25 protein-coding genes are annotated in these 25,710 nt (G+C 37.3%); 20 read left to right on the forward strand and 5 right to left on the reverse strand.

The features are described from left to right. Nucleotides 1-27: 27 nt before the first annotated feature. Genes bioB through bioD form a run of 4 tightly spaced genes read left to right on the forward strand, consistent with a single transcriptional unit; the run spans nt 28 to nt 3,716 of the window. Nucleotides 28-1,080: a biotin synthase BioB gene (gene bioB / locus AVFI_RS17075; protein ID WP_011263575.1), complete on the forward strand. Its 1,053-nt coding sequence runs from the start codon at nt 28-30 to the stop codon at nt 1,078-1,080. Then, a complete protein-coding gene (bioF, locus tag AVFI_RS17080) occupies nt 1,064-2,215 on the forward strand; it encodes an 8-amino-7-oxononanoate synthase (RefSeq protein ID WP_065641585.1) in 1,152 nt (383 codons plus the stop codon). The genes bioB and bioF overlap by 17 nt, the downstream gene beginning before the upstream one ends. Nucleotides 2,216-2,221: 6 nt before the next feature. Further along, a complete protein-coding gene (gene bioC / locus AVFI_RS17085; RefSeq protein WP_065603684.1) occupies nt 2,222-3,043 on the forward strand; it encodes a malonyl-ACP O-methyltransferase BioC in 822 nt (273 codons plus the stop codon). Continuing rightward, nucleotides 3,036-3,716: a dethiobiotin synthase gene (gene bioD, locus AVFI_RS17090; protein WP_005423112.1), complete on the forward strand. Its 681-nt coding sequence runs from the start codon at nt 3,036-3,038 to the stop codon at nt 3,714-3,716. Before bioC ends, bioD begins: the two co-directional genes overlap by 8 nt. A 330-nt stretch (nt 3,717-4,046) precedes the next feature. Here bioD and AVFI_RS17095 read toward each other — a convergent pair whose 3' ends face one another. Continuing rightward, a complete protein-coding gene (locus tag AVFI_RS17095) occupies nt 4,047-4,934 on the reverse strand; it encodes a LysR family transcriptional regulator (protein WP_054775740.1) in 888 nt (295 codons plus the stop codon). Between the two features lie 114 nt (nt 4,935-5,048). On the opposite strand from AVFI_RS17095, the gene AVFI_RS17100 reads away from it, so the two are divergent. From AVFI_RS17100 to AVFI_RS17115, 4 genes are all read left to right on the forward strand, one after another. Next, a complete protein-coding gene (locus AVFI_RS17100) occupies nt 5,049-6,116 on the forward strand; it encodes an HlyD family secretion protein (protein WP_054775741.1) in 1,068 nt (355 codons plus the stop codon). A gap of 12 nt (nt 6,117-6,128) precedes the next feature. Continuing rightward, nucleotides 6,129-7,154 carry a DUF2955 domain-containing protein gene (locus tag AVFI_RS17105; RefSeq protein ID WP_065641584.1) on the forward strand — a complete coding sequence of 342 codons (1,026 nt, stop codon included), beginning with the start codon at nt 6,129-6,131 and terminating at the stop codon, nt 7,152-7,154. A gap of 122 nt (nt 7,155-7,276) precedes the next feature. Then, entirely contained in the window at nt 7,277-8,281 is a 1,005-nt protein-coding gene (locus tag AVFI_RS17110; protein WP_065641583.1) for a glycosyl transferase family protein, read from the forward strand. Between the two features lie 183 nt (nt 8,282-8,464). Further along, nucleotides 8,465-8,734: a DksA/TraR family C4-type zinc finger protein gene (locus AVFI_RS17115; protein ID WP_005423103.1), complete on the forward strand. Its 270-nt coding sequence runs from the start codon at nt 8,465-8,467 to the stop codon at nt 8,732-8,734. A 75-nt stretch (nt 8,735-8,809) separates the two neighbouring features. Here AVFI_RS17115 and AVFI_RS17120 read toward each other — a convergent pair whose 3' ends face one another. After that, complete coding sequence (locus AVFI_RS17120) at nt 8,810-9,304, reverse strand: GNAT family N-acetyltransferase (RefSeq protein WP_011263568.1); 495 nt, start codon at nt 9,302-9,304, stop codon at nt 8,810-8,812. Between the two features lie 185 nt (nt 9,305-9,489). On the opposite strand from AVFI_RS17120, the gene AVFI_RS17125 reads away from it, so the two are divergent. From AVFI_RS17125 to AVFI_RS17155, 7 genes are read left to right on the forward strand one after another with little or no spacing between them, the layout of a single operon-like run. Then, a complete protein-coding gene (locus AVFI_RS17125; protein ID WP_054775742.1) occupies nt 9,490-10,131 on the forward strand; it encodes a hypothetical protein in 642 nt (213 codons plus the stop codon). 9 nt (nt 10,132-10,140) lie between these two features. Beyond that, nucleotides 10,141-10,824 (forward strand): ABC transporter ATP-binding protein, encoded by a 684-nt coding sequence (locus AVFI_RS17130; protein ID WP_054775743.1) that lies wholly within the window; start codon nt 10,141-10,143, stop codon nt 10,822-10,824. Beyond that, nucleotides 10,812-12,080: an ABC transporter permease gene (locus AVFI_RS17135; RefSeq protein ID WP_065603692.1), complete on the forward strand. Its 1,269-nt coding sequence runs from the start codon at nt 10,812-10,814 to the stop codon at nt 12,078-12,080. The genes AVFI_RS17130 and AVFI_RS17135 overlap by 13 nt, the downstream gene beginning before the upstream one ends. Continuing rightward, the gene (locus tag AVFI_RS17140) at nt 12,073-12,870 is read left to right on the forward strand and encodes an outer membrane lipoprotein-sorting protein (protein WP_155662155.1); all 798 of its coding nucleotides are present in this window, start codon (nt 12,073-12,075) and stop codon (nt 12,868-12,870) included. Before AVFI_RS17135 ends, AVFI_RS17140 begins: the two co-directional genes overlap by 8 nt. A 2-nt stretch (nt 12,871-12,872) precedes the next feature. Next, nucleotides 12,873-14,129, forward strand: a complete 1,257-nt coding sequence (locus AVFI_RS17145) for a hypothetical protein (protein ID WP_054775744.1) — start codon at nt 12,873-12,875, stop codon at nt 14,127-14,129. After that, a complete protein-coding gene (locus AVFI_RS17150) occupies nt 14,129-15,181 on the forward strand; it encodes a sensor histidine kinase (RefSeq protein WP_155662157.1) in 1,053 nt (350 codons plus the stop codon). Before AVFI_RS17145 ends, AVFI_RS17150 begins: the two co-directional genes overlap by 1 nt. Next, nucleotides 15,178-15,981 carry a LytR/AlgR family response regulator transcription factor gene (locus tag AVFI_RS17155; RefSeq protein WP_155662158.1) on the forward strand — a complete coding sequence of 268 codons (804 nt, stop codon included), beginning with the start codon at nt 15,178-15,180 and terminating at the stop codon, nt 15,979-15,981. Before AVFI_RS17150 ends, AVFI_RS17155 begins: the two co-directional genes overlap by 4 nt. 77 nt (nt 15,982-16,058) lie before the next feature. Here AVFI_RS17155 and AVFI_RS17160 read toward each other — a convergent pair whose 3' ends face one another. The 3 genes from AVFI_RS17160 to AVFI_RS17170 form a co-directional block, all read right to left on the reverse strand. Continuing rightward, the gene (locus AVFI_RS17160; protein WP_054775745.1) at nt 16,059-17,015 is read right to left on the reverse strand and encodes a linear amide C-N hydrolase; all 957 of its coding nucleotides are present in this window, start codon (nt 17,013-17,015) and stop codon (nt 16,059-16,061) included. Between the two features lie 86 nt (nt 17,016-17,101). Further along, nucleotides 17,102-18,208: a linear amide C-N hydrolase gene (locus tag AVFI_RS17165; RefSeq protein ID WP_017018757.1), complete on the reverse strand. Its 1,107-nt coding sequence runs from the start codon at nt 18,206-18,208 to the stop codon at nt 17,102-17,104. Nucleotides 18,209-18,346: 138 nt separating this feature from the next. Further along, the gene (locus AVFI_RS17170; RefSeq protein WP_188863651.1) at nt 18,347-19,378 is read right to left on the reverse strand and encodes a helix-turn-helix domain-containing protein; all 1,032 of its coding nucleotides are present in this window, start codon (nt 19,376-19,378) and stop codon (nt 18,347-18,349) included. A gap of 390 nt (nt 19,379-19,768) precedes the next feature. On the opposite strand from AVFI_RS17170, the gene AVFI_RS17175 reads away from it, so the two are divergent. The 5 genes from AVFI_RS17175 (at nt 19,769) to AVFI_RS17195 (ending at nt 25,703) form a co-directional block, all read left to right on the forward strand. Then, entirely contained in the window at nt 19,769-20,575 is an 807-nt protein-coding gene (locus AVFI_RS17175; protein WP_017018755.1) for a hypothetical protein, read from the forward strand. 26 nt (nt 20,576-20,601) lie between these two features. Next, the gene (locus AVFI_RS17180) at nt 20,602-20,907 is read left to right on the forward strand and encodes a hypothetical protein (protein ID WP_054775747.1); all 306 of its coding nucleotides are present in this window, start codon (nt 20,602-20,604) and stop codon (nt 20,905-20,907) included. Nucleotides 20,908-21,064: 157 nt separating this feature from the next. Continuing rightward, complete coding sequence (gene fabV, locus AVFI_RS17185; RefSeq protein WP_017018753.1) at nt 21,065-22,225, forward strand: enoyl-ACP reductase FabV; 1,161 nt, start codon at nt 21,065-21,067, stop codon at nt 22,223-22,225. 43 nt (nt 22,226-22,268) lie between these two features. Continuing rightward, nucleotides 22,269-23,546 carry an acetyl-CoA hydrolase/transferase family protein gene (locus AVFI_RS17190; protein WP_072054226.1) on the forward strand — a complete coding sequence of 426 codons (1,278 nt, stop codon included), beginning with the start codon at nt 22,269-22,271 and terminating at the stop codon, nt 23,544-23,546. A 63-nt stretch (nt 23,547-23,609) separates the two neighbouring features. Then, nucleotides 23,610-25,703, forward strand: a complete 2,094-nt coding sequence (locus tag AVFI_RS17195; protein WP_155662163.1) for a 3-hydroxyacyl-CoA dehydrogenase NAD-binding domain-containing protein — start codon at nt 23,610-23,612, stop codon at nt 25,701-25,703. The last annotated feature ends 7 nt before the right edge of the window (nt 25,704-25,710 follow it).

Genomic DNA, 25,710 nt, shown 5'->3' on the forward strand with positions numbered 1-25,710 from the left:
GCCATAAAATAATAAAGGAATTTACACGTGGAAGTGAGACATAACTGGACCGTAGCTGAAGTACAAACCTTGATGGATAAACCGTTTATGGATTTGATCTTTGAGGCTCAATTGGTACATAGAAAATATCAACAAGCTAACCATGTACAGGTGAGTACACTACTTTCAATTAAAACAGGAGCCTGTCCTGAAGACTGTAAGTATTGCCCACAGAGTGCTCACTACCGCACTGATGTTGATCGTGAACGTTTAATGGAAGTTGAAAGTGTTTTAGACGCTGCGAAAAAAGCAAAGAACTCAGGTTCTACTCGTTTCTGTATGGGGGCTGCTTGGAAGAACCCAAAAGAACGTGATATGCCATATCTATTGGATATGATTAAAGGCGTGAAAGAAATGGGCCTTGAGACGTGTATGACCCTAGGTATGATCACCGCCGATCAAGCGGGTGAACTGTCAGAAGCTGGCTTGGATTATTATAACCATAACCTCGATACCTCTCCTGAATTTTACGGCAATATTATTACCACTCGAACTTATCAAGATCGTTTAGATACGCTATCTCACGTTCGTGATGCTGGGATGAAAATTTGTTCTGGTGGCATCATTGGTATGGGGGAAAGTGCAAGTGATCGTGCTGGTCTATTTGTTGAATTAGCGAATCTACCTCAACATCCAGAATCTGTTCCTGTGAATATGTTGGTAAAAGTAAAAGGAACCCCATTAGAAGACGCTGAAGACGTTGACCCATTTGATTTCATTCGTTTGATCGCCGTTGCTCGCATCATGATGCCTGAATCTGCGGTACGTCTTTCTGCAGGACGCGAAAGCATGAATGAGCAAATGCAAGCGTTATGCTTTATGGCTGGTGCCAACTCGGTTTTTTATGGGTGTAAGTTGCTAACTACGCCAAATCCAGATGAAGACACAGACATGCAACTTTTCAAAAAATTGGGTGTGAACAGTGAGCAAGTAGCGCAAAAACCTGATCAAATTCAAGAGCATGAATTGCTTGATAGAGTGGCAGAACGTGTTGCAGCTCGTCCAAATAAAGATGACTTGTTCTATGAAGCAAGCGTTTAATCAACGTATTAGCTCTGCACTTAATCAACGTAAGCAAGCAGGGCTAAATCGCTCACGTCGAGTGGTGTCGCAAGGAAATCAGGCCACATTAATTATTGATGGTAAAAGCTATTTGAATTTTTCTGGAAATGATTATTTAGGCTTGGCGAGTAGCAAAGAGTTGATGGAGGCGTGGCAAGAGGGACTATCTTTATACGGAAGTGGTAGTGGTGCGTCACCTTTAGTTACTGGGTATTCTAAACCTCATGCCGATTTGGAATCTCAGTTGGCGGAATGGCTTGGCTTTGATTGTGCTATTTTGTTTAATTCAGGTTTTAGTGCGAATCAAGCGGTACTCTTTTCATTATTAGAAAAGGGCGACATCGTATTACAAGATAAATTGAATCATGCATCACTAATGGAAGCGGGAATGTTATCTCCCGCAGTAATGAAACGCTTTAAACACAATGATGTTGACCACTTAAAGAGTTTGTTAAATCGTTCATCAGGTGAGCCAACATTGGTGGTGACGGAAGGCGTATTTAGTATGGATGGGGATCTTTCGCCATTAGCTGATATTGCAACACTCACTAAGGCAAATGATGCTTGGTTAATGGTGGATGATGCCCATGGGTGTGGAGTGTTAGGTAGTAATGGTAAAGGCTGCTGTGATGTTTATTCGATAACGCCGGATATATTAATTGTGACTTTCGGAAAAGGGTTCGGATTGTCTGGTGCGGCTGTGCTTTGCAATCAAGAGTGTGGTGATTATTTATCGCAATTTGCACGTCATCATGTTTACTCTACGGCAATGCCTCCAGCTCAAGCACATACGTTGTCACACGCTTTATTGATGATCCAACAACAAGAATGGCGACGTGAAAAACTCAATGAATTAAGCCTGCAATTTGAATCTGAATTAATGAATTTTGTAGGCGCAGAAAAAACACCAACGCCAATTAAGCCTATCATCATAGGAGAAGCAAGCGATGCGATGATACTCGCTGATTCGTTAAAAGAGCGGGGGTTATGGACAACAGCAATTCGTCCACCAACGGTTCCAGTCGGTTCAGCTCGCATAAGAGTGACCTTAAGTGCAAATCATTCATCAGCAGATATTTCAGCGCTGACACAAGCGATAAACGAATTAGGATGAGGTGTTATGGTGAATCCAGCAGTTGCCATCGATATGTTTAATTCAACATCAAATAAAGAAAAACAAGCGATTCAAGCCGCATTTAGTAAAGCGGCGCATACATATGATCGTTCAGCAGAATTTCAACGCCAAGTGGCAGATACGCTGTTGTCTTATTTACCAACCGATCTCACTGGTCTACGAATTTTAGATGTGGGGTGTGGAACCGGTTATTGCTGCGAAGCCTTGTTAAAACGTGGAGCACGCGTTGTAGCGCTTGATTTATCGCCTATCATGTTAGAGAAAGCGAAAGAACGATGTGGTGATCACAATATTACCTATATTCAAGGGGATGCTGAAGACCTTCCGTTCATGGATGATGAATTTGATGGTGTCGTATCTAGTTTAGCGCTGCAATGGTGCCAAGATTTATCGGTACCACTAAGAGAAATGAGACGAATTAGCCATAATAAAAGCAAGGTTATTTTCTCAACTTTGCTAGATGGCTCACTGTTTGAATTGAAAAAAGCATGGTCAAAGGTTGATTTATATCAACATGTTAACGATTTTATTACGCCATCTATGGTAAAAATTGCGTTAGCGCAATCTGAATGCAACAACTTTACACTACACTGCACGTCTGTCGAGATGACGTATTCTTCCGCTCTTGCTTTAATGAAAGATTTAAAAGGAATTGGAGCAACGCATTTACCTAATGGTCGCAGCTCAGGATTATTGAGCAAAGAAAAGCTATTAGCAGTGGAAGAAGCGTATCAAATATTTAGAAGTGAATTAAACCACTTACCTGCTACATATCAGGTAGGCTACGGAGTTATAAGTAATGATTGATGCATTTTTTATTGCAGGAACAGATACAGATGTGGGTAAAACCGTTGCTTCAAAAGCGATTTTAGATGCGTTAAACATGAAAGGTTTACGAACTGCTGCTTATAAACCAGTAGCAGCAGGCTCTGAAGACAAAGGCGAAGGCGTTCAAAACTCTGATGCAATCCATTTACGTGCTGTAGCCAATGTTGAATTACGCTATGAAGAAGTAAACCCATATGCGTTATTAATGCCTGCATCACCACACATTGCAGCAGAAGCAGAAAATGTGGTTATTGATTACTCCGTATTATCTGAAGGTTTAGCTTCATTAAAAGAGAAATCAGATGTTGTTTTAGTTGAAGGTGCCGGTGGATGGCGTGTTCCTGTGTCTAAAGATGATTGTTTATCAACATGGGTACAGCAAGAAAAATTGCCAGTGGTATTGGTTGTTGGGATTAAACTCGGTTGTTTAAGTCATGCAATGCTAACGGCTGAAGCGATTCAACATGATGGTTTAGAGATTATTGGTTGGGTAGCTAACCGAGTAAACCCAGGTACAGAAAACTACGCTGAAATCATTAAGATGCTAGAAGATAAAATGCCTGCGCCAAAATTAGGTGAAATCCCATACATGCCAAGTGTAAAACGCAAAAATATGGGTAAATACATTCATCTTGAAGCTCTAGATAATTAATTATTTAGTTTACTGTTTAAGTAAAAAGAATAAAGCCAATATCATTTGATGATATTGGCTTTATATTTAGGGCTCACTTGGGCTAGTTGAGTAGTTATAATAAAAAATAACGTGCCCTAAATTTGGTTATCTTTCTGACAAACTGTCAAAAAAAACGTATTTTTGAGACAAAGGTTGTAGCATTTATGGACATTTTTCTCCGTTTTTGCTAACCCGTCCTATTCATGTGGTTAATAATATATTGATCGAAAATCTAGGACATAGCATTTTAAAATTCTATTATGATTAAAATGCTAAGTACGAGGTAATTTCTTCTTATCTTTATGATTGTTAAGGTAAATCAGAAAATGTCTCTCGAAATAAATTTACCATTGACCGTGTTTTTTCAGGTAAATAGTGTGGTGTTGGATAAATTAAAGTAATAGTTAAATCGGTAAATGATTTTCTGGGTAATACTTCAACAACCGATCCTTGTTTAATATTTTCCTCAATTAGAATGGATGGCAGTAAAGCGATTCCTTTTCCTGATATTGCTAATTTTTGTAATAAATTCAGATCATCACTAAATAGCTGATAATTTAATCCTTGAGGCAATAAACTTTTATTATATCGACTTGCCAATAAGTGGAATTGATCCAATTGAGTAACATTATCTGGGTGACCATTAACACGTAAATAATTTGGAGAAGCAACCATACTATATGGGATTTGAATTAAACGTTGCTGGATGTAATCGTCATGCAGTGGTTCGATGTAACTTGGCAATACTTGTAAGTCTATATTGCTTCTGCGTAAGTCTAATGATTGAACGTGATGCTCAATTTCTAATTTAACCTCGGTGTTTTCTTCTATGTATTTTTCAATCAATGTTGAGAATACTTCTGTCATACCAAGCGCAGGAGGTATTGCGACTCTTAACGTTCCTCTTGGTGTTATATGGTGATCTCTCATCAATAAACTTGCGTCAACCAAGGTGTTAATTGGGCTTGATGCTTGTTGATATAACCATTCTCCTTGTTTGGTTAACTCAATTGATCTTGTGGTTCTGATTAATAATTGATGACCTAACGCCTTTTCTAATTCTTGTAATCGACGGCTGACTTTCGAACGTTGTAGGCCTGAGAATTGTGCTGCAGCACTTATCCCTTTATGCCTTACTACAAGGACAAAGAGATAAATATCATCAAATGAAGGCAAAGATTTACGGTTTTCGTACACATTATTGTCCTATTTATAGGTCTTATGTGTTCTATTTTGCCATCTATTCGTTTTGAAATCACGCCTTATAATGAGAACTAGATCACGTCAATTTTGATTTTATTGAGAATATATATGCAAGCTGCAGAACAAAAATTTAAACAATGGATGCGAATTCTAATTGTATTGTTTCTTATCGTTACCGCTTATTTAGTGATGGCGGATAGACTCACACCATTAACGACTCAAAGTAAAGTTCAAGGGTTTGTTGTTCAAATTTCTCCTGAGGTGTCAGGCCGTATTGTCGAAGTTAACCATACAAATAATCAGTTGGTTAAGAAGGGAGAGTTGTTATTTAAAATTGATGATGAAAAATATCTACTTGCTGTGCAAAAAGCGAAGATAGCGTTAGCGCAAGCAAAAGAACAAGAAGCGTCGTTAGTTGCAGATATAGAAGCTGCACGATCAAATGTAAAGACAACACAAGTGACAGCGAATAATGCCAATCGTGAATATCATCGTATTAAGCGTTTAGCGAATTCTGGCGCAGTTTCAGCTTCAGGTTTGGATTCAGCACTAACTAAACGAGATCAAGCGGCGGCGAACTTAATGGCGGCACAACAGAAAGTTCATGCTCTTGAAGTGAAGTTAGGCAAAGGTAATGGGCAAAGCAGTGCTGTGTTATCAGCGAAAAATAGCTTGAAACAAGCAGAGTTAAATTTAGAGCATACGCAAGTGGTTGCTCAGAATGAAGGGATCATTACCAATATGCAATTGCATGTAGGTGTGTTCGCAAATGCTAATCAGCCATTATTGACTTTTATCCCAACGGATTCACTGTGGGTTTCTGCCGATTACCGTGAGAAAGCGACTTCAGAAATGGTTAAAGGAATGAGAGCAGAAGTTGCTTACGATGCAATGCCTGGTGAAGTCTTTCCATTAATTGTAGAGAGCCGTGATTATGGTGTCGCTTCTGCACAACAAAAAGCCAATGGTCAATTAAGTAGTGTTGAAGTCAGTAATCGTTGGGTGCGAGATGCACAACGTGTACGTGTTAATTTAACGAGCGGTGAGCCATTGTCTCCGAGATTATTTGTTGGTTCACGTGCAACTGTAATTATTTACACTTCAGGAAACAGTGTGATTGATTACATTGGCCATAGTTTAATTACCATGATCAGCTACTTACATTACATTTATTAGTGTGAGGCTTACATGAAAGCATTACGAATTTGGTTTGGTTGTGTTGTTGGATTTGCCATGTGTACGGTATTTGGCTGGTCGAATGGTATGTTTGGTACCTTGTTCCCATTGTTCATTTTATCTAATTTGAACCGTTGGAATGCTCAAATGTTTATACAACTGTTAATCAGTATTTTTTGGGTAGGGATTCAAGTGTCATTGATCGTTGGTTTTTTACAGCCATACCCATTATTGATGACGGTTGCCGTTGGTATTATGCTGCTTTTTAAATGCCATGCTATGCACTATAAAGCCAGTTATTTATTCGGATATACGGGATTATTGGTTGGTTCAATTTTGTTGAATTTTGGTTCATATCCGACCTTTGATTTAGAGAACTTTATTATTGGCGTATGGGTTGCTGCCATTATGATGGTGCCAATTTGCGCCATGGCTTTTTATTTGTTTCCTGATCCAATTGAAGCGCACACACCAATCCTAAAAGTAGAAGGGCAAAGTAAAGATCCAAGAGACATGCTAGAGCAAACTGCTTTAGGGTGGATGGTCGCCATGATTGTGTTTTTGATTTTCGAAATCGCAAATTTAAATGATTCACTATCCGCTCAAGCGTCGATGCTAATTATGCTTTCGCCAATGACATTAGTGGGTTCATTGATGATGGCTCGTATCCGAATCGTAGGGACGTTAGCCGGTTGTGCGGCAGCCATGGCTATTCAATTAGTGTTATATGATTTATACGATAATCCAATCTTATATATATTAAGTTTTGCGATTGCATCAGGGTATTTTTGTAAATGGCTAGCCAGTGAAAATCCTGCTATTAAAGGAATAGGGTTCTCTGCGATGGCAGCATTAACAATACCTATTACAGGTGCAATTCCGGGACAAAAAGACGCATTCTTCTCTATTTTATATCGAGTGTCGTCTATTGTTGTTGCTGTTATTGTCACTAGTATTTTAATTTGGATTTGTTATCGATTAATTAAGTTGTTTCCTATTTTCTTTCGAGGTGTCGAGCGAGAAGAGAAAGCGCATTAAGATATTGAATGATTGAGTAAATAACCAAGAGGTGTGTAGATTATTATGAACCTCTTGGTTTTTTTTGTTTATGTGATAACGTCTGTGTAGTTGAAGATTATAAAGAAAATACAAGGACAGTCATGAGCTCAATTATAGAATGCATTAGAACCGTAGGCCGTGGTGAACGCAGCCGTAAACCATTGACGTTTGAACAAGCTTATCAAGTGATGAAAGAGTATCTTTCCGGCGATATTAGTAACGATAAAATGGCGATGTTGATGATGCTTATCCGAGTTCAGAATGAAACGGTTGATGAGATAAGTGGCTTTACCACGGCTATTCGTGAATTTGTTCGTAATGTTCAGACACCTGAATTAAAAGATCTTAATGTTGATATTGATTGGGCGTGTTTTGCAGGTAAGCGTCAGGTTCAAGGTCCTTCGTGGCAGTTATACGCGGCACAAATTCTTGCGAACAAAGGCTTTAGAGTGTTAATTCATGGTCACTTACAGCTGGGCAGCACTCGAGAGCACGTATCTCAAGTAATTGATAAATTAAACATTCCAAGTTGCACAAGCATTGCAGAAACACAAAAAGTACTAAATGAAGGCAATATCGCTTATTTGCCTCTATCGGTTTATGCGCCGCAAGTAGAAACCATGCTGTTATGGCAACATGAATACGGTTTACGTACCCCTGCGAATACCTGTGCGCGTATGTTAAACCCTGCATCAGCGCCAATTTCATTACGTGGCAGCTTTCATCCTGGTTTACCGCAACTGCATGGCGAAGCAGAGTCTCGCTTACAACAAGCAACAGACGACTGCTCTGAATTGGCATTGTGCTTTAAAGGTATGGGTGGAGAATCTGAATTTAACCCTAAAGTCAGCCAATCACTGTGGTGTGCATCAAAAGGAGAGTGTGAAGAACTGTATTGGGAAGAAGCTCTAATTAATGACTTACCAGTCCCTCAATCTTGTTTGTTAGGTACTAAATCAGAACAATTACAGTTAATGGCGAACACCGTTATTTTTAATGTCGCTAATGTATTGTGGGCAAATAAACGAGCAGAAAACTACCCAAGAGAAGAGGCGATTAAGGTTGCTACTCAATATTGGGAAGAGTACGTAAAAACTATCGCTTAACTACATATTTAATGCTCTAGCTATGAATGAAAGCCGTAAGTTAATTTTGCGGCTTTTTTAATATCCCCTTAATTTTGTTTATTACACAGCTGTAATAGTAATTCACATTTAGCGATATTATCAAAATACCGTTAATAATAGATAATGCTCTCCTAGTCGTTATTTCATTAACTGGAGACCATTATGGCTAATGGATTTACAAGAGATGGTGGCGTCCAAGAACAAATAGATGCCACCGTAATTGATGCAATTAACCGTGCTCGTTCGCATCTTCATCATGAGCACAATGATACGAACTATTGTTTGGAGTGTGGGGAATTAATTCCAGAAGCACGACGAAACATAATACCGGGTGTAGAGTTGTGTGTTGAGTGCCAGGCAAAAGAAGATGCACGTGAAAAAGCATTCAGTGCTTATAACCGCAGGGCAAGTAAAGACAGTCAATTACGTTAAGTATGGCGGTTGCTTCTAATATTCAGAAACAGTCCGCCACGTTTAAGGAAGTTTTGCTACTAAAGAAAGGAGAGGTTAGTTACGATTAATGCGAGCCAAATAATAGGTGTTAATAAATTCACCATTTCTAAACGCAGAATCAATCGCTTCTCCTTCAATAACAAACCCGAATTTTTTATATAACCTTAGAGCTGCATGATTGTCGACAAACGCATCAATTTCAATGCGTCTCACATTGAGCCAGTTGTCAGCAAGATCTAACACCGTTTCTAATAATTTACTTCCAACACCACGACCGTGATAGTCATCGTGAACCCCCATACCAAAGTGCGCAACATGTTGGGTTCTTGGGCGTGTTACGTGCTCAAAGCCAATATTCCCCACAATTTTCCCATCAATAAGGGCAACATAGCTGTAAACATTGTCAGGTATTGCTGAGAGTCGTTTTTCCCAGAGTGCACGTGATGGAATAGGGAGCTGGAGAGTTTGCGCCTGAGCTTGAGGTTGGCTGTATAATTCACACAACCCATCAATGTCTTTTACTTCTGTTCGGCGAATCACTATTTCCATTACACGCATCCTTGTTTAATTAGTAAGCATTAAACTTAACCAGAATAGGTATCGATGACAAGTATTTAAACTCATTATTACCATTCATCCTCTCTATTTACCGTTCGTCGCATTCAACGTTTTTTTGGTTTTGTCTTAGTTAATCTGTGAACATCAAACAGGATCATGTAATTAAGGACAGACAGATGAAACGAATAACAGCAACGGTAAGTTTATTAATCAGTGTCATGACGTTTTCAACTCAAGCAGCGTTAACGGATGAAGACATTTCTACATATAACCAAGCGGCGGCTGGAAATGAAGATCTTGTCGAGCCGGCTTATGATCGTTTTGAGGAATTGATTCAAAAAGATGGAGCAACACCACTGACACTTGTCTATTTAGGGAGTGCAGAAACCCTAAAAGGTCGAGATGCCATGATGCCATGGACCGCAATGAAATACGTTGAGCAAGGACTAGCGAAAATAGGGAAAGGGTTAAATTTACTCGCGACAGAAGATGCACCAATTGAAGAACAGCCGATAGTTTCAGGTTTGCCAGAGTCTTATCTCACTCGTGCGCTAGCGGCGGCAACCTATTCACAACTTCCTGATATGTTTAATCACTTTGAGCGTGGTTATGCTCTCTATTTAGCTCTACTTTCAGAGCCAACATTCCAACAACAGCCTTATGAAGCGACGGCTTGGGTATACGGATACGCAGTACAAGCGGCACTTAGAGCAGAAGACCCAGCACAAGCCAATCAATGGCTCGCCGTTATGCTAAAACAAGATAACACTCACCCAGAAACCCTTAACGCTCAATCGCTTATTAGCGCAAGTAATTAGGAGATAATGATGATCAGTTTTAAAGGTATAGAAAAAACGTATCAGCTTGGCTCTCAGAGAGTGGAGGCTCTGAAAAAAGTAGATGGTTTTATCATAAAAGGCAGCATGGTGGCGTTATGCGGACCATCGGGATCAGGTAAAAGTACCTTATTAAACATCTTAGGCTTACTTGATATGGATTATCAGGGAGAAATAAAAATGGACGGTGAGTTTTACCCTAAAGACCCTATTGAAGCCGCTAAGTTACGACGTCACCAACTGGGCTTTGTGTTTCAGCGTTTTAATTTAGTTCCCGTGATGACCGCATTAGAGAACGTAGCATACCCATTAGTATTAAATGGATACAGCAGTAAAGATCAAACGCTCTTAGCCATTGAGATGTTAGAAAAAGTGGGACTAGGTGATTTTATTCACCATCGACCAGATAATCTTTCTGGTGGACAACAGCAACGTGTCGCCATTGCTCGTGCCTTAGTTCATAAACCAAGTTTGGTTATTGCGGATGAGCCAACAGCCAGTTTAGATAGCCAAACCGCAGAGACCGTGATTGATATTATGAAAGCGCTCGGGAAGGAAATTGGCACCACCTTTATTGTTGCAACGCATGATTATCGAATGGCGCAACATTGCGATACGTGCATCAACTTACTGGATGGAACCATCAGCAAGGAGGCCGTGTCATGGGCAAGTTAATTTCACTATTACCTTATTCTCTGCGTTTAGCGTGGTTGAATTTATTGCGAAACGGCCGTCGTAGCGCACTTTCTATCTTAATTATTACGATTGCCGTATTTGCATTAACCAGTGCGGGTGGGTTTGGTTTATATACTTATGACTCATTGAAAGAATCGACAGCAAGAGATACGGGCCATCTTACATTAAGCCAACCGGGTTACTTTGAAAGCGATGAAGAGATGCCATTAAGTAATGGATTATCTGATACATCAGAATTAATTCGCACGATTATGAAATACGATGAAGTAAGAGGCGTACAACCTCGAATTGATTTTACTGGGCTAATTTCTAATGGCGTAAAATCGACGATTTTCATGGGAACTGGGGTGAACGATCGAGAGTTCGATATGAAAGGCCCATTTTTAGACATGAGATCAGGAAAAACGTTAACCGACATTACCTCAAGTCGATACGATGTCATGGAGCCTGAAATCATGCTTGGGGTCGATTTAGCGAGAAACCTCAACGTCAGTGTGGGTGATTGGGTAACTTTACTGGCAACCACCAGCGAAGGGGCACTTAATGCGTTTGATTTTAAAGTGCATGGCACCTATTCAACGGGGGTTCCCGAGTTAGATAAACGTCAGCTTTATATTCATATCGATTCTGCACAAGAGTTACTGTTATCAGAGAAAGTAAGCACCTTATCGGTCTTTTTATTTGATACTGAAAAAACTGCCGAGTTACATCAACGATTAGCTCAAGAGTTAGAAACAATGCCACTTGATTACGACGTTGAAATCACTCCATGGCAAGAGCGCGCATTTTTCTACAACAAAGTGAAAGATTTATATGATCTTATCTTTGGTGTGATGGGCTTTGTGATGGGGCTAGTGGTATTTGTGGCGTTATTTAATACCATGACGATGTCCGTAACAGAAAGAACACGTGAAATCGGCACTTTATCCGCATTAGGCAGCTATCCTAACGAGATCATTCACTCATTCTTACGAGAAGCGGGCTTACTTGCAGTGATAGGTGTGGTTCTTGGTGCAGTAATAACAGCCTTAACGACAATACTGCTGTTGGTGGTTGATGTGCAGATGCCACCACCACCGGGAAGAACGGATGGGTACCCACTGAATATTTATTTCTCATTTGAATTAGTGGCTTATGCAGGCGTTGGTGTTGTGTGTATTTGTTTACTGGCAGCGTACTTATCTGCCAAAAAAGGCGTAAAAAAACCCATTACGGAGGCGCTTATTTATGTCTAAATTATCTCACTTATTTATTCTGTTTGTGCTTATTGGTTTTCAATCTACTGCAATCGCAACAACGCAAAATATTGATAACACGCACAGCCTAACTGAGGCTCGAGTGAAACAATTGGTGAAAAAGGCCGATGATTTTCGCTTAGGTGAAAGTTCAGCAAAAGTGGTTTCTGAGGTTAAGCTATACAAAAATGAGGAGCTAGATAAAACACGCCAATACACGGTATACACACGAGAAGATCGAGAATCTTTGGTGTTGTTTAATTCTCAAGTGGAAGCCGGACAAAAGATGCTGATGCTAGGGGATAACTATTGGTTACTCATGCCCAAAAGCCGCCGCCCAATCCGCATTACACCGATGCAAAAATTACTCGGTGAAGCCTCAGTGGGTGACATTTCAACGTTAACGTGGAGTGAAGATTATCAAGGTGAGTGGGTCGAATCGACAACAGTCGAACTAACCGATGGTCAAACGGTTCAAACTGAAAAGATTAAACTAAAAGCGACAACAAAAGGCGCGAGTTATTTCACTATCGATTTATGGTTAGAGCAAGGAACGGGTTTTCCGATTAAAGCTGATCTCTATTTACGTTCAGGAAAAATGGCTAAAGAAGCGTGGTTTATTAAAGGGATAAGAGAAGGCGAAACCAAAGTGATCTCAATGGTGTTAAATGATCAAATTCAAACCAATCAAAAAACGGTGATTGAATATAAAGAAATTACACCAACAGAGATTGCCGATAAATATTATAACCCTGCTTATCTGTCACGCACCAAACAGTTGGATTTGTGATCATGAAACCTTGGCTAGAACGGCTAGTATATTGTAGTGCTTGGGTGGCTTCTTTAAGCGCTCAAGCTTCTGAGATGACTTTCGAGTGGGATTGGATGCTGAGTGCCGAAACGGTTCAACAGCGAGAGACGGTTTTTTCTCCAATGACAGACAATGAACACCAAGAGTCGTTTAATGGGCTATTGGATGTTCAAATCGGTTATCAGAACTGGAATGCGGTGGTGGCTCTTAAAGGCAATGATCTTTATTCCCAATCTAGCATTCAATCAGAAGATAAAAGTGCAGAAGCTGAGTTAATTGTCAGTGAATTATTTTGGCAAAGCAGCATTGATATTGCCGATATTCCATTGGATTTACAACTAGGTAAAGTAAGAGTCGATTGGGGTGTTGGTTATGGTTATCGCCCGCTGGATATTTTTACGCCTTATCGTCGAAACCCTGTTGGTATACAGGTAGAGGAAGGGGCCGGTGTCGCTTCGGTCTCTTATTTTGATGATCAAGGTGAATGGTCGTTAATTTATACCGACTCATCATGGACGCAGCAAAAAGGAAGTGAGTTAGAAGAGCAAAGTGAACAGCAAGGGATTGGCATAAGACGCTATGCGTTAGTGGGAGATACAGAATACCAATGGGTCGCTTATTATGATGATGTTCGACAAGGGTTATTGGGCGCAAGTGTTGTTACAGTGCTAGATACCGCGTGGGAGTTTCATGGATCGGCAGTGTATCAATCCAAGTATCTTTCTTATCAGCAGCCAAGTATCACACGTTATCCTGTCACGTTAGAAAAAGAAGAAAATGCCTATCAAGCGCTAGTAGGGTTAACTTGGGCAAATGAAATCGGAAGCAGTGTCGTTGTAGAGTATTGGTATGACAGTCGAGCATGGAGTAAAAACGAGTGGAATAATGCGCTTACTGTAGCAACACCGTCATATCAACAAGGCTTTAATCATGTCAATATGGTTCAACATAACATGATGTTTCATTGGAGTTTGGATCCTAACGCATGGACAGCGTGGCAGTGGAGTAAAGACATCTCATGGTTAAGTCAGTTTACCCCAACATTTGATGTCTTGTATTCACCAGAAGATAACGGAGTGATAGCAACGCAATGGCTAAATTATTTGCTTCATGATTCAGGTGATTCAAGTGTGGAAATGGAACTTGCCGCGCGTTTTTTGACAGGAAAAAGCGACTCAGCGTATGCAAATTTATCCGATAAGCATATGCTGTTACTGAATATAAAAGGACGATTCTAATGAGTGAGCGAAAAGAAACGATAATGCAATTAGTGAAAAGTTTACTTATCACAACGGTATTCTGTGTGGTTATCGCCATGATGACGAGCAATATTTGGCCATCACCATTTTATGAGCACATCATTATTAGTTTGGGTTATGGCTATAGTGCCGTTTTATGCTCATTTGTCTTAGAGAATAACTTTCCCACTTTAAAAAAAGCGTATTCCACCGTATTAGCTATGGTGCTTTCTATCACATTGGGTACATTTCACGCATCATTATGGCTAAATAAATATGACGATTTCGCCACCTTAGAAGCACTTCAGCCCATTGTATTATTAGGGTTAATCTTTACTGCTATTTGTTTCTATTACTTTCACGCAACTGAGAAAACCATGATAGCAGAGCAAGCGTTGGCACTCTCTAAACGTAAACAGCTAGAGCAAGAAAAGGCGCTAGTATTAAGCCAATTAAGTCAGCTTCAAAGTCAAATTGAGCCACATTTTTTATTTAATACATTGGCGAATATCAGTGCGTTAATTGAGTTAGACAGCAATAAAGCAAAATTGATGCTAGAAAAGCTGACGGATTTACTCCGAGGATCGCTAAAAACAAACCGGAATCCATTAATTACCGTTGAGCAAGAAATTGAGTTATTAAATGCTTATTTATCGATTCAACAGATCCGCTTAGGGGATCGTTTAACGTATGAGATTGATAATCAGATAATTGAGCCTATTTCTCTGCCACCTCTGTTAATTCAGCCTCTGGTTGAAAATGCCATTACTCACGGTATAGAGCCGAGTGCGCAGGGAGGGCAGCTTATGGTTCAGTTTAAGCAAGAGAATAATCAGTTTATTGTTGTTATCTCTGATAATGGAGTTGGATTGGAGTTAGTGTCACCAAGTAAAGGACATGGGATGAGCTTAAATAATATCAAACAGCGATTGCATGATTTGTTCGATGGCAGTGCTTCCGTTCGTATCACTGAAAATAAAGACGGTGGTGTAAATGCAGAGCTGACAATTCCATCGGATAAATTACTTCAACTAAATAGGGAGTATTCATGAGTCAATCCATTACCGCCGTTATTGCCGATGATGAGCCATTATTACGCTTTCATTTAGAAAAAATGTTATCCGATCTTTGGCTTGATTTAGATATTGTAGCGGTATGTGCTAACGGTAAAGAAGCGCTTGATGCAATAGAGCAACACCAACCGGATATCGCCTTTTTAGATATAAAAATGCCAGAATTAGATGGTATGGCATTGGCAGCAAAATTACAAAAAAGTACCGTAGCGCCGTTAATTGTGTTCATTACCGCTTACGACGAATTTGCGGTAAAAGCGTTTGAAAATAATGCGATTGATTATGTGTTAAAACCCATCTCTGAAACCAGACTTGAAGCTACCTGTGAAAAACTAAAACAAAGGTTAACTCAGCAAAATAAACATTCAGAGCCTAAACAAAATCAAAATGTATTGAGTGAGCTTTTTGCTCAGATACAACAGTTATCTGCACAGCAACAACCAGAATATTTAAGCTGGATTAAAGCGTACAAAGGTGAGGATCTGCATTTAATTTCTGTTTCAGATGTCTTGTATTTTAAAGCAGAAGATAAATACGTTTCGGTTTATGCCAAGCAAAATGATATCAACATAACGGAATACCTTATTCGCAGTTCGCTAAAAGAGTTACAGCAAAAGATCAATCCTGATCATTTTTGGCAAATTCACCGTTCAAGTATCGTTAATGTTGCTCAAATAGAAAAAGTGAAAAAGGATTTACTGGGGCATTTGTGTGTTCACATTGGTGGTGTGAAATTACCCGTAAGCAGAAGTGCTCAAAGTTTGTTTAAAGGGATGTAAAAATTCACATTGAATAAATATAAGAAAATAAAACCGTCCACGCACAGTGAACGGTTTATTGATATTAATGACTACTATTATTTATATAGCGGTAGCGGTTTAAAATCTGTATTTTCAATAATTGATTTATAGTTCCACTCTAAATTATTCCATGTGTCATTGAAGTGATAAGAAAAAATAGTTTCACCAGTAGTTAGGTTTGTTGTCATTTGCCATTCCGTAGCATATGTGGATTTTTTACCATTTAAAATATTAGCAGCATCTTGTGGAATAGTAGGTGCAACACTAAATACTTTTAGCATTGCATTACGTGAAGATGTAGCACCTTTAAGTTGAGATCTAAAATAAGTTGCTTCTTTAAATCTATCTTCGGGATTAGTATTTCCTTTTGAACCAAAATTAACGCCAGGACCAAACTTTTTGATTGTTTTAACATTATCTAAATGAATTTGCTGAGAAGGTTGATTTGTCATTACCATTGCATCTTCACCTCGATAGATTTTTAAACCATCAGCGTCATATTCAATAACTGCACGGTCTCCAGTTTTATCAGTTATAGCCCAATGGAGAAGGATTGGAGCTGGAGCCCCTGGCATAGAAACCGAACCAACTTTTAACGTTTTAAGATGAGTTACCGCTTCCTCTACACTCGAATACATTGCTAAAATATACCCGCCAAGTTCTAATTGGCTAACAGAGTCTTTTTCAGCTTTTGGTAGAGTCATTGGTTTGTAATAAAGCCCATTCATCTGCAAGCCTTTTTCATTTACAGCATCATGTATAAGACCGCTATAAGCTAAAATGCCAGCAATTGTATATTTAGTTTTATAAGTATCGCCAGTTGGTGTTCCATGTAAATTGCGAACTGTGCCTGCTTCGATACGAGTGAGTGTTGGGAAAGAGTTTTCGGACCAGTCTTGAGTTCGGCTAATAATCATACCATAGTCGGATAACCACCCTACAGTTGTACAAGCAAAACTAATGCTACTGAATAATGCGGCAATACACATTGTTGTTTTGATGAATTTATTCATTTTTGCTCCATATATATTATTTTTTATTAAATACTTATTAGTTGGTTTATGAGATAATTAAATTAAATTAAATTTATTTAATGGTATTAGTTAGAGTTAATTTTTATTTTATCAAACTCGAAGCTCATTGGTATTTCAAATGTTTTTACTTTCCCATCTTTAAAATTAATTTCATTTAAATCAATCAACTTTACACTAGGGCTATAAAAAGAACGGATATACATTTTTTTATTTCTTAAATCACTAACTGTTGTCCATTGAGAATACATTGAATATTCTTTTCCATCAGAGTGGCGATAACGTTTAAACCCTTTAGGAATATCAAAGTTATTTAAGATATTAAATGCGGCATGAACGCCTTCTAATGCTGTATCAAAGGGTTCTGCTGTTTGGCTATACATAGCAGCTCTTATAAATCTAGATTCAGATGTTATTTCGCCAGATATACTTTCTAGTCTATCAATATCGAGACCTGTCCTCATTACTTCTTTTGATTTATTCTGAAAAGGTACGGGCTGGTCAATTGGCAAGTTGGTGAATTGTTTTAAATTTTGTTGATGCCAATCAAATCTTGGTTTATTGGTTATCGCTCCTAATGGGTTATCAAAAATATGTAACTCACCATTTAAATACTCAATGACAACAGAATTACCTTGTGCATCATTGACAGCAAGGTGGATCTTAGGGGAAACGTTCCAGTCTTTATAATAAGGATAAGGTATTGCATCAACCACATTTACTTTACTAAGTAGCCACCTTACTTCATCAACATTTTTTGCTTGAGATATTATATAAGTAGGAAGTTGCCAGCCACCGATTGAATTTTTGGCTTTTGAGGGGATATACTTTTGATATATTGCTTGCTCATATGGTTGAAAATAGAATACACCAACTTGAAGGCCATGCTCATTAAGCCCTTCAACTGCTTGTTCAACTTCAAATGGAGTAGCTGCTACAAAACCATATTTACTTTTCCACTGTTTTCCATTGCTACCATCTGGCGTATAACCTTGAAATGTGTAATCTCGCGGGAAAATTTTCCAGTTAACTTCGAATACATCATCTCCAAATTCTTCGGTTCTACCAAATATTGGTGAACCATCGTTAGCAACTAGTCTTATTCCAGTACATGCTTGTGCAATACCAGTTAGGAATACGCTAGTGAAGATTAAAAATATCATTATATTTTTCATCGTAGTACCTTATTATTTAAAATAAATTAATTTACTGTAATAACCGATTTTTATTCTAAATAAAATTTCAATAATATTTGTGATGCAAGTCTTCTGATGAAAAAATGGCACGAGCTGCTAAATCATTGTCTGATTTAGTTAATTATTAATAATTGATGAAGTATGTAATTTAGTAGGGCAATCTCCAGTCCAACGTTTAAATGCTCGAGAAAAACTACTTAATTCAGAAAATCCTAATTGGTAAGTAATTTCAGTCATGCTTATTTCAGGATTTTTTAATAATCGAATTGCTTTATCTAAGCGATAGCAATTGAGAGTATTAGTAAAATTAGTATCAACACTCGCAAGGCGTCGATTTAAGGTTCGAGTACTTGTATGTAATTGTTCAGCAACGGAATTGATATTAATATCTTTTAGAGATTCATATTTTTCGAAAATATCACATATTTGTAAGCAAATATCACTTTTATTTAGTTTTTCAACACGTTGATGAACAAATGATAAGTTATGTTGGTGTATTTCTGGATGATAGTTTTTTACGGTATGAATAAGATCTTTTTCTTTGAATTTTAATTTAATAATTGCTTTATTAATTAGTTTTGTACAGTTATACCTTTGCTCTAAGTATTTTTTTTCATCATTTTCATAGTTTAAATCTGGAGCATATAACTGAAATGGAATAGATTCTTTATTGTTTAGATTACGCATCATTTCTAATAATGTACAAATAATGATCACATAACCAGATTTAGTGACTCTCGAATCTTTTGGGGAATGGTTTTGAATGAGTATAAGATCAATATCACCATTACTCTGGCTTAGGGATAAACGAATTTGAGGGGCGATATAAATGAAGTTTTCACATGCTATCTTGAGAAAGTCATAGAGCGAACGACATGTAGAAAGAGCGATTGAATAACATCCAAAAGTAAAAGGGGTTACATGTTTTGCCGCTTGAATTGATATTTTAAAGTTTTGATAATCGTTAATAATTTCACTATGGAGAGTTCGCAATGAACGAATGTCATATTCACCATCATTATTAGCTGTAATATCTTTGTATGTATTATATTTTGTTATATCAACATTGGATTCTTTTATCTGGGTTGCAAGTAGTTTGTACCAACCAGCATGCAAAAAATAGTGATTAGTGTTTGTTTGGTTGAGCATCTTTTCACCTTAACCTACTGATAATAATTATAAAGTTAGTATGAGCTACATATGGTGGCATTTTAATAAAATTGTCAATTGTTGTCGGTGAACTAAATCACATCTATGCTCTATGGCGCAGTAGGTCAATTGTATGGCGCATTTAGTTAATATTATTTGATAATTGAATTTTTTAATTGGTTTATGTGATCAAAGTCAGAAACAATATCATTGGCAAATTTAATCAAATTATTGGCTTAAATTGGCAAGAATATAAAAAGTTAAATTAATATTATATTAATCCTCGTAGTGGCATGAAAAAATATATTAGCTTTTATTACTTTTTTATTTGCTTTTGAAATGAGTTAAATTTTTTCGTGTTAAATTTATAATATTAATTAAGGTTTAATTATGAACAAATTAATTCCATTAAGTTTACTTCTTACATTCTCAAATGCAGCGTTTTCTGAAGATGCACCAGATCCTGCTGATGTTACTCGTCTTATGTCTTCACTTCAGGTCTATGTAGGCACAAATAGCAATGATAATGATTTTGCTGTGCAATCAATATTTAATGTAGGTGGTTCATTTAATAAAGACAATCAGTTTTTAACAATGTTATCAGCGACAGTAGCTGAAAAAGAAAGCGCAGAGCAATCTGGTTATGAAAACGGTATGGATTTACGTGAGTTCCGAGCGCGTTGGTATCAAGTGTTTGGGACAGGTTATGAATGGCTACCAAAAGCAGGTTATTCCTTAGATTATCTTGACCAATCAAATGATGATTCGACGTCAATAGACAATATAGTAGCCGTTGGTGCTATTTCAAAAATTCCAGTGTTAAGTAATTGGTCTCTTTTCCCAAATGTGGCTGTAGTTAAGGCCGACGTAAATAATAGCGCAAAAAGAATCGGTATGGATGATGGTACTGGTATGCAATTAAATTTGTTTAATTCCATCTATCTAGGTAAGAAAGGGACATATATGATGATAAACCCTCAATACTCATACCTCGATTTTGATAATGTAGTTACACAAGATCTATTAATTGAAACAATGATCGGAACACCTTTAACTGATAATAAAAAATGGTGGCTAATGGGAGTTTATAAAGAAACATTTAGTCATGTTAATAATAAAGGGTCTCACTCAAGTAGCTCGTTTAAAGTAGCAGATGATAAACGACAATTCCGTATCGGTGTAACGTATTATTTTTAGTTATCTATCTAAATATGGAGAATAATATGAATAATTTTGACTTTGATAATCAATGGCATGAGGATTATTTAAGAAAAAAAATATCGTTATCTCAAGCTATGCAGGTTATTGATGAACCAAATGATAATAAATATATTATTAATATAACTAAACCAAATAAGAATGGTTATGTATGTATATTAGACCATGAAAAAGTTGATGTTAGTAAATTAAACAATAGTAAATTAATTGTCGGTGTTATAAATGAAGAAAAAGAATTTACTTTTGATAAAGATGAAATTTTACATGTAAAGCAAATTGATTATTTCTTTGAGGATATTCAATTTATCTAGATTTTTAATGGTTGTTTAGTTACTGGTTGACATTCTAAGCCACTTATTTATCTATGACAGCCATTAAAATTCAAATGAGATATAAGTCATATTTAAGTGTTGTGTAATATGTTTTTATAATTGTAGTTATGAAATTTAATTTTATATTGGAGTTATTATGAGTGATATTAAAATAATCAAAGGTGTCGTTGCTGCTAATTGTCATCCGTTAGGGTGTAAAGAGCAAGTTAGACAGCAAATTAAAGATGTGAAAAATTTGCCTCAAATAAATAATGCACCTAAAAACGTTCTGGTTCTTGGTGGTTCTTCAGGATTAGGGCTTGCCTCAAGAATTTCATTAGCTTTTGGTGGAAGAGCGAATACTTTAAATGTTTCTTATGAACGCCCGCCTACAGAAAGTGATACGGGTACCGCTGGTTATCATAATAATTTAGCTTTTCAACATTTCGCAAAAGAAGAGGGATTAATTGCTGAAGATTTTATAGGTGATGCTTTTAGTTTAGAAATGCGAACTAAGGTAATTAATTATATTCGACAAAACTTTGGGAAAATTGATTGTTTAGTATATAGCTTAGCTACAGGGATCCGTCCTAAGCCAAATGGGGAAGGTAAGTGGAAATCTGAACTAAAAGCTATTGATTCTCCATTCACAGGTAATTTTATTAGTTTTGAGCCTGAAATGATGATTCCAGTGACTTTAGAGCCTGCAAATAACGATGAGATAGAGGCTACTGTTAAAGTGATGGGTGGAGAAGATTGGCAAGAATGGGTAGAAGTATTAAAAGAAGCAGATGTTTTAGATACGGATTTTAAAACTATTGCATACTCTTATATAGGGTCAGAAGTTACTTATCCTGTTTACTTTGGCGGAACGTTAGGTAAAGCCAAAGAACACTTACATCAAACTGCTGATTTATTAGATACCAAATTATCAGATATTAATGGCCATGCTTATGTTGCTGTTTGTAAGGCTATTGTGTCTAAGGCTTCTGTATTTATTCCAGGTCTATCGACTTATGTTTTGGCTTTAATGAAAGAGCTAAAAGAGCGTGGTGAAGATGAAACTGCAATTCAGCATATGCATCGTATTATGCAAGGTTATTTATATAACCCAAATGGAACGCCTACTGACGATCAGAGATTAATTCGTGCAGATAACTTCGAACTTAATCCTGAAGTTCAAAATAAAATAAAAGAAATGATTAAGAATATTAATTCATCTAACTATAAAGATCCAAGCGTAGGTGATTATGAAGGATATAGAAAAGAATTTTCTCAAATAAATGGATTTGAAATTGAAGGAGTGGATTACAAATAACGATTAACGCTATTCATCAATAAAATTAGTAAAAGAGTATGCTATGAATAAATTAAATTTTGTATCGATGTCAGAGGCTGTATCTGAAATAACATCAGGTGATCGTCTATGGGTTAGTGGTGCTATTGGTGTTTCTTATGAGTTTTTGACGACTCTCGAAAAAATGAGCTCAAAACTTAAAGATGTTGAAATAATCAGTGGAATGATTTTAAACCCTAAACAAGAATTCATGTTACCAGAATATAAAGGACGTATTTATTATCGAAGTCTTTTTTTAGGTCCATTAGAGCGTGCTATGCGTTCATTAGGAAATATGGAATTAAATACAACACATTACAGTAGTATGAAAGACTTATTCCTAGAACTAAAACCAAATGTTGTAGCATTAGAAGTATCACCACCGGATGACGAGGGGTTTTGTAGTTTAGGTCCCATTGGTGGGCTAGGTTCCCAATTGATGGCAAGTTATGCAGAAAAAGTGATCTTAATTGTTAATGAAAACGTGCCTCATTGTGGTGGTTATCGTAACTGTATTCACCTTGATGAAGCGACAACTGTTACAACGTCAAACCTTCCATTAATTGCAATTCCAAGTGAGAAGGTCAGTGATACTGATATTCAAATTGGTGAAATTGTTGCTGATATTGTCGATGATGGATGTACGCTACAAATTGGAATTGGTTCAATTTCTAATGCTGTCGGGTATGCCCTTAAAAACAAGAAAAACATAAAGATTCATACTGAAATGCTTACCAGTTCAATGGTTGAATTAATTCAAGCTGGTGCTGTAGATCCGAGTGCCAATGTTACTTGTACATTAGCTATGGGTGATCAGAATTTATTAGATTACTTAAAAACAGCGGATAATTTAGTCATAGAGCCATGTTACGAAGTGACTGACCCATATCTTGTTTCTAAACATGATTGTTTTACCTCTGTTAATACATGTATTGCAGTAGATTTAACAGGACAGGTGACGGCTGAAGGAATGGGATATCGACAAATTTCTGGTACTGGTGGAGCATATGATTTTGCTCGTGCAGCTAAAATGTCCAAAGGTGGTAAATCTATTATTGCGCTTAAATCAGCGTATACCAATAAAGAAGGCGACCTAATTTCAAATATTATGGTGGGTTTTCCTGAAGGAACGCCGGTTACCTATTTACGTTCAGATGTTGATTATATAGCGACGGAATATGGCGTTGTACGTTTGATGAATAAGTCATATGAAGAACGAACTGAATTATTAATTAGTATTGCTCATCCAGACTTACGTGAACACTTAAAAACGGAAGCAATTAAAAGCGGTTTAATTCACTAGAATTTTAAATAGGAAGTCATGATGAATTGACTTCCTATTTCATATCATAAAAAGGATATCATTATGTTGTTTAACGGTGCTCATTTTAATCTTACTCTTGGTGAGAAAGACATCGCTGTTTTAGATTTTTTTTCACCGGCTCGTTTAATGTCAAAAGCCGTCATCGAAGAGTTAAGTACTTTACTTGATCAACTACTGCTTACTACAAAAGTTAATGGGTTAATCATTACCACCTCAACAGACAATTTTGCTTTTGGTGCTGATATTAATGAGTTTTTACCTTTATTTAAAGGCGGTGCTAGAGAGCATCTAGCCTATACGCATTCTGTTTATAATAAACTTGAAGATCTTCCATTTCCGACGGTAAGCCTTATTAAGGGCCATTGTTATGGTGGGGGCGCTGAGTTTGCTCTTTCAAGTGATTTTCGTTTAGGTACGCCTAATATTTCTGTTGGTTTTCCTGAAGTTAAGATTGGTATTTTCCCAGCAATGGGAGGGGTAACGCGTATGCCTCGTCTTGTTGGTCTTGATACGTCATTGACTTGGTTAACTTCGGGTCGAAATTTTAAAGCAGAAAAAGCATTAAAAGATGGTTTTATCAATGGCATTGTTGAATCTGAGGATATGATAGCCTCGGCAGTTAATTTAATTACTGAGTGCATAGATGGTAAACGAAATTATAAAGTTATTCGTGAAATGAAAAAAGGAAAAATCCCTTTATCTACTTATGAATTAAAAATGTCCATTGGTATTGCCAAAGGAATGATAGCGAAAGCTGCTGGCCCTAATTACCCTGCTCCAATGACGATTGTCAATGTGATTGAACAATCAGCAAACGAGAGCCGTGATGAGTCTTTGAAGAATGAAATTACAGGTGTCGTTGAGCGCTTAATTAATACTGGTCATTCAGCAGCAATGTGTCATGTGTATCTAGCTGATTTAGCCGTAAAAAGTAAGGCAAAAAAATTAGCTGGAGAAAAAACGGTTGAATGTGCAGTGATTGGTGCTGGGATTATGGGGGGAGGCATCGCTCATACTAATGCAATTAAAGGCATTCGTTCACCATTAAAAGATGTTAATCAAGCTGGTTTAGATCTTGGCTTAAGTACAGCGGTTAACTTACTTGAGAAGCCAGTTAAGCGTGGAAAAATTAACTTTAAAAAAGCAGCAACGGCATTAAATAATATTATACCAACATTAACATACGACTCTTTGAAGCAAGCAGATATGGTGGTAGAAGCTGTAGTAGAGAACCCAAAAGTGAAGAGTATTGTTTTAAAAGAGTGTGAGGATGCAACAAAAGAAAATACCGTTATTGCTTCTAATACCTCGACAATCAGTATTACACAGTTGGCTTCTTCTTTAGGTTATCCTGAGAACTTCATTGGCATTCATTTCTTTAATCCAGTTAATAAGATGCCTCTTGTTGAGGTTATTCGTGGAGAGAAAACTAGCGAAGAAACAGTGAAAAAAGCAGTTACATATGTAAATCAAATTGGGAAAACACCAATAGTTATTAATAACTGTGCTGGTTTTTTTGTAAACCGTATATTAACACCATATATGCGAGCTTATTCTAATTTATTGGCGAAAGGTGCTGATTTTAGCTTTATTGAAAAAACAATGAAGAAATATGGTATGCCAATGGGACCTGCTGAATTGATTGATGTTGTGGGAATGGATACCTCTGCTCATGTGCTTGAACTGATGTCTCAAAACTACTCACATATGCCTCTGCCTGAGAATAATATTGTACAAAGGTTGTTTGATAATAATTTGCTAGGTCAAAAAAATGGTAGTGGATTTTATAATTGGTCAACAGATAAACGCGGTCGTCCAGTTAAAGAATTTAATGAGAAAGCTTCCACATTATTTAATAGTGTAGGGACCTTAGAGTTAACAGAAGAGCAAATTATTAATGCATTAATTTTACCTATGATGTTTGAAGCCAAACGTGCACTTAATGAAGATATCATCGCCTCTAAAGAGGAAGCGGACTTAGCTATGATTTATGGTACTGGTTTCCCACCATTCCGCGGTGGTTTGGTTTACCAAATGGATATGAAAACACCAGAAGAAATTCAACAATCTGCGGCAGAAATGTCAGAAGTTCTTGCTGATAACATTACTTACACCGTCCCTAACATGCACGCTTAATTGGAGA

The sequence above is a fragment of the Aliivibrio fischeri ATCC 7744 = JCM 18803 = DSM 507 genome (genome assembly GCF_023983475.1).
GTDB lineage: Bacteria > Pseudomonadota > Gammaproteobacteria > Enterobacterales > Vibrionaceae > Aliivibrio > Aliivibrio fischeri.

Bases quoted from the DNA above. Each gene is read 5' to 3' on its own strand.
- bioF (WP_065641585.1), top strand. From the start codon at position 1,064: ATGAAGCAAGCGTTTAATCAACGTATTAGCTCTGCACTTAATCAACGT.
- bioC (WP_065603684.1), top strand. From the start codon at position 2,222: ATGGTGAATCCAGCAGTTGCCATCGATATGTTTAATTCAACATCAAAT.
- bioD (WP_005423112.1), top strand. From the start codon at position 3,036: ATGATTGATGCATTTTTTATTGCAGGAACAGATACAGATGTGGGTAAA.
- AVFI_RS17100 (WP_054775741.1), top strand. From the start codon at position 5,049: ATGCAAGCTGCAGAACAAAAATTTAAACAATGGATGCGAATTCTAATT.
- AVFI_RS17105 (WP_065641584.1), top strand. From the start codon at position 6,129: ATGAAAGCATTACGAATTTGGTTTGGTTGTGTTGTTGGATTTGCCATG.
- AVFI_RS17110 (WP_065641583.1), top strand. From the start codon at position 7,277: ATGAGCTCAATTATAGAATGCATTAGAACCGTAGGCCGTGGTGAACGC.
- AVFI_RS17115 (WP_005423103.1), top strand. From the start codon at position 8,465: ATGGCTAATGGATTTACAAGAGATGGTGGCGTCCAAGAACAAATAGAT.
- AVFI_RS17120 (WP_011263568.1), bottom strand. From the start codon at position 9,304: ATGGAAATAGTGATTCGCCGAACAGAAGTAAAAGACATTGATGGGTTG.
- AVFI_RS17125 (WP_054775742.1), top strand. From the start codon at position 9,490: ATGAAACGAATAACAGCAACGGTAAGTTTATTAATCAGTGTCATGACG.
- AVFI_RS17130 (WP_054775743.1), top strand. From the start codon at position 10,141: ATGATCAGTTTTAAAGGTATAGAAAAAACGTATCAGCTTGGCTCTCAG.
- AVFI_RS17135 (WP_065603692.1), top strand. From the start codon at position 10,812: ATGGGCAAGTTAATTTCACTATTACCTTATTCTCTGCGTTTAGCGTGG.
- AVFI_RS17140 (WP_155662155.1), top strand. From the start codon at position 12,073: ATGTCTAAATTATCTCACTTATTTATTCTGTTTGTGCTTATTGGTTTT.
- AVFI_RS17145 (WP_054775744.1), top strand. From the start codon at position 12,873: ATGAAACCTTGGCTAGAACGGCTAGTATATTGTAGTGCTTGGGTGGCT.
- AVFI_RS17150 (WP_155662157.1), top strand. From the start codon at position 14,129: ATGAGTGAGCGAAAAGAAACGATAATGCAATTAGTGAAAAGTTTACTT.
- AVFI_RS17155 (WP_155662158.1), top strand. From the start codon at position 15,178: ATGAGTCAATCCATTACCGCCGTTATTGCCGATGATGAGCCATTATTA.
- AVFI_RS17160 (WP_054775745.1), bottom strand. From the start codon at position 17,015: ATGAATAAATTCATCAAAACAACAATGTGTATTGCCGCATTATTCAGT.
- AVFI_RS17165 (WP_017018757.1), bottom strand. From the start codon at position 18,208: ATGAAAAATATAATGATATTTTTAATCTTCACTAGCGTATTCCTAACT.
- AVFI_RS17170 (WP_188863651.1), bottom strand. From the start codon at position 19,378: ATGCTCAACCAAACAAACACTAATCACTATTTTTTGCATGCTGGTTGG.
- AVFI_RS17175 (WP_017018755.1), top strand. From the start codon at position 19,769: ATGAACAAATTAATTCCATTAAGTTTACTTCTTACATTCTCAAATGCA.
- AVFI_RS17180 (WP_054775747.1), top strand. From the start codon at position 20,602: ATGAATAATTTTGACTTTGATAATCAATGGCATGAGGATTATTTAAGA.
- fabV (WP_017018753.1), top strand. From the start codon at position 21,065: ATGAGTGATATTAAAATAATCAAAGGTGTCGTTGCTGCTAATTGTCAT.
- AVFI_RS17190 (WP_072054226.1), top strand. From the start codon at position 22,269: ATGAATAAATTAAATTTTGTATCGATGTCAGAGGCTGTATCTGAAATA.
- AVFI_RS17195 (WP_155662163.1), top strand. From the start codon at position 23,610: ATGTTGTTTAACGGTGCTCATTTTAATCTTACTCTTGGTGAGAAAGAC.